We start from the raw sequence: 6532 nt of genomic DNA on the forward strand, positions 1-6532 counted from the left end.
GCCTCGGCAATCGCCCGCATCGCCAGCGCATCGCCGGTGGCGGCCAGCACCTCCGCGTCCACGCCCTCGCGCAGGAACAGCTGCCAGTCGAGCCCGTGGCGGGCAAACCAGCCGCGCGCGCCCTGCAGACAGAGCCGGGCCGCGCGCAGGTCCCGGACAAGCACGCGTGTCACTTCTTGCCTCCGGACTTGCGGATCGGGTCGACCTTCAGATCCCCCGCCCAGACCACGTTGGGCCCGCGCAGCAGTACCGTGCCGAACACCACCGGAATCGGCCGACCTTCTTCGGCCGTGGGCAGGTCGAACGCATCGAGACCCGCGGCCTTCGGCGGCGCCGTCTTCGGACGCGGCGCAAGCACATAAGAGATCGCCGTCAGCACAAGGCTGGCGACAATCTGGACGACAAAGTTCCAGACCATGGGGAAAGGCTTTCGGGGTTTGGGGTATGTGCACGTGGCGGCGCAGTACGACGCTAGGGTCGTTGCCGTTTGAAGAATTCTCGATTGCGGCTAGGCTGGACGCATTCGATCAAGGAGGCGCCGGATTTGGCGGAGGTTCAGCCCGAGTTCACATCGCGATTGCCGCGCTGGTTGCGGTGGTATCTGGAGTATGGGTTAGAAGGACACGAAAAACGTCAGAGACGAAGACTGTTCGCCCTCAATTTGATCGCGTTCTTCGCTGTACAGACATCCCTGACATATGCGGCGTTTTACCTAGTCTATGACCTTGATCTATGGCCGGGCGCACTTGGCGCGACATTCAATGCAGTGATGTTCGGGGCATTACCCTTTCTATACAGAAAGAGCGAGTTTTTCGGCTTCTTCATCGGGGCCATTCTAAGCTGTGCCAGTTTTCTCTTCCTGACCTACCTGATGGGGATCGGATCGGGCATTCACTTGTTGATGTTTGTCGCGCCTGCGGCAGTCCTGGTCATCTTTGGCCCCCAGCGATGGGGATTGCTGCTCTCGTCCATTGTGGCGTCGACACTGGGCGTCGGCTGCGCGGTTCTCCTGATCAAGGAGCCCGCTCTGTCCGCGGCTAATGATCCGACCTTGCAGACCGGCCTCATGTTGGTGTCAGCCACTTCGGCATTGTGGTTGGTGCTCATTCCCGGCTATGTCGGCTTCTTCCGCGCCGAACGCGCCGAAGACGCCCTCGAAGCCGAACACGCCCGCTCTGAAGCCCTGCTTTACAACCTCTTGCCCACCGAGATCGCCGCCCGCCTCAAGGACGCCCCCGACCAGACCATCGCCGACAGCCTCGACCACACCGCGATCCTGTTTGCCGATATCGTCGATTTCACCCCGCGCTCGGCCAGGATGACACCCGAAGAACTAGTGAGTTTTCTCAACCGCATCTTCTCGACCTTCGACGAACTGGCCGCGAAACACGGGCTGGAGAAGATCAAGACCATCGGCGATGCCTACATGGTGGCTGCCGGCCTGCCGCAGCCGGTCGACCGCCCCGTGCACCGCGTGGCCGAAATGGCCTTCGACATGCTCGACGCCCTGCGCGGCCTTTCGGACGAGATCGGAGAACAAATCGAAATCCGTATCGGTGTCCACTCCGGCCCGGTGGTGGCGGGCGTGATCGGGCACCAGAAGCTGTTCTACGATGTCTGGGGCGACACGGTAAACACCGCCTCCCGAATGGAAAGCCACGGAGCCGCAGGCCGCATCCAAGTCACCGCCGCCGCGCGCGAGGCGCTCAAGGGCGACTATAATTTCGAGCCGCGCGGACCGGTCGAGATCAAGGGGATCGGCAGGCTGGAGACCTGGTGGCTGACGCAAAAGACCTGACTCGCCGCGCGAGATTGGGCTAGGCTGGGCGCATTCGATCAAGGAGGCGCCGGATTTGGCGGAGGTTCAACCCGAGTTCACATCGCGATTGCCGCGCTGGCTGGCGTGGTATCTTGAGTATGGGGTTGAAGGAAAAACAAAGCGTGATCAGCGACGGCAATTCACGGGCAATGTGATAATGGCTTTGTCGGTTCTCACGTCTGTTCTCTATTCTGGCGGCTTTTTCCTCTATGACCCGGAACTATGGCCAACTTGTGCGGTAGCGGTGGCCTTGGGAGTGCAGTTCTTCATTCTGCCGTTTGCCTTCAATCGCTACCCAAATGCAACAATTGCGCTCAGCACGGTGTTTTCCTGCGCCGCCTTTTCATTCCAGACTTACCTGGTCGGGATTGAAACGGGGCTTTACCTTTACCTTCTGCTGATACCTGCAATCTGGCTTGCGGTTCTGGGACCCAGCAAACCATTTCATCTTGTCTCGACAACATTGACCGGGATCGCAACCATCCTGTTCAGTGTGTTCTGTTTCGGCGCACCAGCTCTTCAAGCGGCACAGCAGCCGATTCTACAGGCGCTGCTGATGTCAACTTCAGTCATTTGGGTGGGCTTGCTCATTCTGGCGTTCGGATATGTCGCGTTTCAGCGCGCCGAACGCGCCGAAGATGCCCTCGAAGCCGAACATGCCCGCTCCGAGGCCCTGCTCTACAACCTGCTCCCCACCGAGATCGCCGCCCGGCTCAAGGACGCGCCCGATCAGACCATCGCCGACAGCCTCGACCACACCGCGATCCTGTTTGCCGATATCGTCGATTTCACCCCGCGCTCGGCCCGGATGACGCCCGAGGAACTGGTGAGCTTTCTCAACCGCATCTTTTCCACCTTCGACGAGCTGGCCGCCAAACACGGGCTGGAGAAGATCAAGACCATCGGCGATGCCTATATGGTGGCCGCCGGTCTGCCCCAGCCCGTCGACCGTCCCGTCCATCGCGTCGCCGAGATGGCCTTCGACATGCTCGCCGCCCTGCGCGCCCTATCGGACGAGATCGACGAGGCGATCGAGATACGCATCGGACTGCACGCCGGCCCCGTGGTCGCGGGCGTGATCGGGCACCAGAAGCTGTTCTACGACGTCTGGGGCGACACGGTAAACACCGCCTCCCGAATGGAAAGCCACGGAGCCGCAGGCCGCATCCAGGTCACCGCCGCCGCACGCGAGGCGTTGCAGGACGCCTATGATTTCGAGCCGCGCGGGGCGGTTGAGATCAAGGGGATCGGCAGGCTGGAGACATGGTGGCTGGCGCAAAGGACCTGACTTGCAAAGCGAGACTGGGGTAGGCTGGACGCATTCAATCAAGGAGGCGCCGGATTTGGCGGAGGTTCAACCCGAGTTCACAACCCGATTGCCGCGCTGGCTGGCGTGGTATTTGAGCTATGATTTGGCAGGCAAGGAAAAGAGGGAAAGACGACAGCAGCGGGCTTTGAATTTCGTGGCTTTGGGCGGAAGCCTGTCCGCATCGTCCTATGTCATCGTTTACTTGCTTTTTGATTGGGGGCTCTGGCCAAGTGCCTTGGGCGCCGCGATCAATGCGCTCATCTTGATCAGCCTGCCTTTCATTCGCAAACGCAGTAGGACGTGGACCTTTTTTGCGGGCGCGATTGTGGTAAGCCTCAACCTCGTTTTTCTTACCTATCTTATCGGTATCTCATCAGGAATCTACCTGCTGTTGTTTATTGTCCCTGGGGCGGTCATGCTGATTTTCGGCCCAGCGAGCACCGATCTTCTCGCAATCGCATTCGCCACGAGCTTGGCTGGCGCGATTTTTTGCACCGTGTTCGTCTCTGAGCCAGCTCTAAGTGCTGCAAACCATGATGGCTTACAAAAGGGCCTCATGATTACTTCCATTGTCAGCGTATTGGCACTCGTTGTCTTTCCTGCCTACCTAGGCTTCCTGCGCGCCGAGCGCGCCGAATCCGCCCTCGAAGCCGAGCACGCGCGCTCCGAGGCCCTGCTCTACAACCTCCTTCCCACCGAGATCGCCGCCCGCCTGAAAGACGCCCCGGACCAGACCATCGCCGACAGCCTCGACCACACCGCGATCCTCTTTGCCGATATCGTCAACTTCACCCCGCGATCGGCCCAAATGTCACCCGAGGAACTGGTGAGCTTCCTCAACCGTATCTTCTCCAGCTTCGACGAACTCGCCACCAAACACGGGCTGGAAAAGATCAAGACCATCGGCGATGCCTACATGGTCGCCGCCGGCCTGCCCCAGCCCGTCGACCGCCCCGTCCATCGCGTCGCCGAGATGGCCTTCGACATGCTTGCGGCAATGCGGGCCTTCTCGGACGAGATCGGAGAAGAAATCGAGATCCGCATCGGCATCCACTCCGGTCCGGTGGTCGCGGGAGTAATCGGACACCAGAAACTGTTCTACGACGTCTGGGGAGACACGGTGAACACTGCCAGCCGGATGGAGAGCCACGGAGCCGCAGGCCGCATCCAGGTTACTGCCGTCGCCCGCGAAGCCCTCAGAGACGACTTCGATTTCGATCCGCGCGGGGCGGTCGAGATCAAGGGAATCGGGGCGTTGGAGACATGGTGGCTAGCAGGTCGTAAGGCTCGGACAGTTTAGAAGCACCTCCTGCAATCTCGCGTCGAAACCAATACCTCTTCGGGCGCCCGCCCAATTTTTGCCACGCACGGGGGCTAGCCGTGGATCATGGGCCGAAGCATCCGATACAATCGCTACTACCGCCGAAACGTCATGGTGTTTGCGATGTTCGTGTCCTTGGGCGCCCTGGTCCTTTTCGATGTCGATATCGATGACCCGTTCAGCAGCTTCAAATCCGCGGGACGCAACACCGTCCGTATCCTGAACGGTGGAAACGCCAGGACGGGGATCCGGCCGCAGTCTGGCTCTGGCGCGCGTAGCCTGACGGGTCCTGTGACGCATGTGCGGGATGGTGATACGATCGAAGTCTCGGGCACCCCGATCCGCATCGCCAATCTTGACTGCGCCGAAAAGGGTTCGATGTCCGGGAACAGGGCCACTGCACGGATGAAAGAACTCGCCCTTTCGGAAACCCTGACCTGTTCCTCGTCCGGGAAACGGTCCTATGATCGTGTCGTCGGAACCTGTGCCTTGCCGGACGGACGGGATATTGGCGCGGTGCTGATCGCCGAAGGGGTCTGCAGCCGCTGGCGGTGATCCAACGAGTGGTTCCGTTTCGGATCGGCCCTCAGATGATACTCGTCCCCCCGAACGGATTCCTGCCGGGTATATCCGGGAACCCGCCGAAGTTCAGCAGGTTGGCAAAGCGGTTCGCACAGGTGTCGCGGCGCAGGTCGCAACCGGGGGCGATCTGGATGCTGGCGGTGAGACCGGGATCGTCGATCTCCGCCTCGAGCGCCGGCATCCGGCCGGAGAGCGCCAGAGTGGTACCGACGTGCCCGGTGATGAAGCCCGGAAGGCCCGCGTGGCGCAACACGCCTCCGCGATACCAGCCGTCGGGTTGCGCGGCCGCCTCGGGCACGGTGATCTGCTGCCCGGAGCGGGTGGTCGCTGTCGCGGGCACCAGGAAACTCTCGATATCCAGCCGGCAGCCACCGGCATAGAGCACATGGCGGCAGAGCCGCTGGTAGCGGGCGCGTACGCCCTGGCGGCGCATGGCGGTGAAGAGCGACTCTGCCCTCAGAACGATCCAGACCCCTTCCACCCGGGCCGAGACGATGCGGCCCTTCCAATGCGCGACCAGCTCGCCCGGCACCTGCTCATGACCGCGGAAGATGGTGAGCGTGGTGACAGACGACCCCCTTGGCCCGAGCCAGCGGCGGGCGAAGGGATCGGAAAGCGGAAAGGTGAGACTCAGATCTACCCGGCGCGGATCGCCGCTCTGGACGACATTGCCATGGGCGAGCGCCGAGGCAGACCATGTGGTGTCGCCCGGCTCGTCAGAAAGCGTGCCACCGGGCACCACCCAGTCCGAGGACCGGCTGACAAAGCGCCAGGTCGTGGGGCCTTCGGCAAAGCGATAGAGAAAGAGCGGCCGCCCTTCCGCGGTCGAGATCTCGAGGTCGTCATAGGTCATGTCAGCAACTTCGGGGCATTCGGCGTATCAGGTTCTGCACAAGGTCACCCAAATCCGGCGCATTTGTGCTATGGTGCGCGCGGGCAAGAAGCATGTCGGGCATCTTCAGGGAGGAGTCTGATGATCATTTTCCAGAGAACCGCAAGCATTGCGCCCGGCAAAGCCGGTCCGGCACTGGCCTTTGCCCATGAGATTGCCAAAACGTTCAAAGCGATCACCTCGCTCGACTTGACCGTCATGATGCCGGTCGGGGGAAACCCGAACCGCGTTGCCTGGCGCGCCAGCTATAAAGATCTCGCCCAAATGGATGAGATGACGATGAAGATGATGTCGGACAAAAACTACATGTCGCAGGTGGCCTCTGCGGCGGATCTCTTCATCCCGGGTTCGGTAAACGACGAGATCTGGCGGACCGTCTGATCCTCGTTCGCCGCCTCGCGTCGAGCCGGGCTTGGCAGCATCGGACACCGGTGCTGTCTCGCGTGCGTGATTGTCTCGAGGTCGTCATAGGTCATGGGCTCAAACCGGATCGGGGGTTTCCAGTACGGGGAAGCTCACCTCGGTGCCCGCAGGCCGATGCTCGATCTCGACCCGGTCGGTATCGAGCCGCACCAGGGTCAGGAGATGTCCCGGCGTGGTGATCGGCAC

At 61.4% G+C, this 6532-nt stretch carries 7 protein-coding genes; 5 read left to right on the forward strand and 2 right to left on the reverse strand.

Annotated elements, in window-relative coordinates; translation table 11 throughout:
• Positions 1-169: 169 nt before the first annotated feature.
• On the reverse strand, positions 170-418 hold the full coding sequence (locus MB818_RS21435; protein WP_164128633.1) for a hypothetical protein: 249 nt from the start codon (positions 416-418) through the stop codon (positions 170-172).
• A 171-nt stretch (positions 419-589) separates the two neighbouring features.
• On the opposite strand from MB818_RS21435, the gene MB818_RS21440 reads away from it, so the two are divergent.
• The 4 genes from MB818_RS21440 to MB818_RS21455 all read left to right on the forward strand — a co-directional run bounded on the left by MB818_RS21440 (position 590) and on the right by MB818_RS21455 (position 5004).
• Positions 590-1798: an adenylate/guanylate cyclase domain-containing protein gene (locus MB818_RS21440; RefSeq protein WP_369426344.1), complete on the forward strand. Its 1209-nt coding sequence runs from the start codon at positions 590-592 to the stop codon at positions 1796-1798.
• An 88-nt stretch (positions 1799-1886) separates the two neighbouring features.
• Positions 1887-3107: an adenylate/guanylate cyclase domain-containing protein gene (locus MB818_RS22115; RefSeq protein WP_369426345.1), complete on the forward strand. Its 1221-nt coding sequence runs from the start codon at positions 1887-1889 to the stop codon at positions 3105-3107.
• Positions 3108-3162: 55 nt separating this feature from the next.
• Complete coding sequence (locus tag MB818_RS21450; protein ID WP_238906429.1) at positions 3163-4428, forward strand: adenylate/guanylate cyclase domain-containing protein; 1266 nt, start codon at positions 3163-3165, stop codon at positions 4426-4428.
• Positions 4429-4515: 87 nt separating this feature from the next.
• Complete coding sequence (locus MB818_RS21455) at positions 4516-5004, forward strand: thermonuclease family protein (RefSeq protein ID WP_238906431.1); 489 nt, start codon at positions 4516-4518, stop codon at positions 5002-5004.
• 31 nt (positions 5005-5035) lie between these two features.
• Here the strand turns inward: MB818_RS21455 and MB818_RS21460 are convergent, their stop codons facing one another.
• Positions 5036-5884, reverse strand: coding sequence for a phage BR0599 family protein (locus MB818_RS21460; protein ID WP_238906433.1), 849 nt, complete (start codon positions 5882-5884; stop codon positions 5036-5038).
• A gap of 120 nt (positions 5885-6004) precedes the next feature.
• Between MB818_RS21460 and MB818_RS21465 the strand changes: the two genes are divergently transcribed.
• The gene (locus tag MB818_RS21465) at positions 6005-6304 is read left to right on the forward strand and encodes a hypothetical protein (protein WP_238906435.1); all 300 of its coding nucleotides are present in this window, start codon (positions 6005-6007) and stop codon (positions 6302-6304) included.
• The last annotated feature ends 228 nt before the right edge of the window (positions 6305-6532 follow it).

This window comes from Ruegeria alba, assembly GCF_022321465.1.
In the GTDB taxonomy this organism is placed as follows: domain Bacteria; phylum Pseudomonadota; class Alphaproteobacteria; order Rhodobacterales; family Rhodobacteraceae; genus Ruegeria_B; species Ruegeria_B alba.

Coding starts and splice junctions, on each gene's coding strand:
- MB818_RS21435 (WP_164128633.1), bottom strand. CDS start 418: ATGGTCTGGAACTTTGTCGTCCAGATTGTCGCCAGCCTTGTGCTGACG.
- MB818_RS21455 (WP_238906431.1), top strand. CDS start 4,516: ATGGGCCGAAGCATCCGATACAATCGCTACTACCGCCGAAACGTCATG.
- MB818_RS21460 (WP_238906433.1), bottom strand. CDS start 5,884: ATGACCTATGACGACCTCGAGATCTCGACCGCGGAAGGGCGGCCGCTC.
- MB818_RS21465 (WP_238906435.1), top strand. CDS start 6,005: ATGATCATTTTCCAGAGAACCGCAAGCATTGCGCCCGGCAAAGCCGGT.